Origin of the sequence: Pseudoalteromonas sp. bablab_jr010 (assembly GCF_016464105.1) — a bacterium.
GTDB lineage: Bacteria > Pseudomonadota > Gammaproteobacteria > Enterobacterales > Alteromonadaceae > Pseudoalteromonas > Pseudoalteromonas simplex.
The window spans coordinates 1-203 of sequence record NZ_JACDWV010000002.1 but is presented as its reverse complement, the minus strand read 5'-3'; the positions used below and the strand labels follow the sequence as shown (position 1 = coordinate 203).

Genomic DNA, 203 nt, shown 5'->3' with positions numbered 1-203 from the left:
ACTTTTCCACCACTTGAGTGTTGGCGAGGGGTGACACCAACATTGGCTGCCGCATTGCGTCCGCTCGTAAAATGGGTTGTGTCACTTAAGCTTATTAATAAACCAACCGCTGTGATAGGCCCGACACCCTCAAGTTCCAGTAAGCGTTCACATTGCTCATCTTGTTTTACCAAACCTGTCAGTAACTCATTTAATGTTTCTTT

At 45.3% G+C, this 203-nt stretch carries 1 protein-coding gene; it reads right to left on the bottom strand.

Translation table 11 applies throughout. The annotated features are described in order from the left end of the window. On the bottom strand, positions 1-203 hold a 203-nt coding region (locus JIG37_RS00005), incomplete at both ends, for a transposase (protein WP_199528333.1).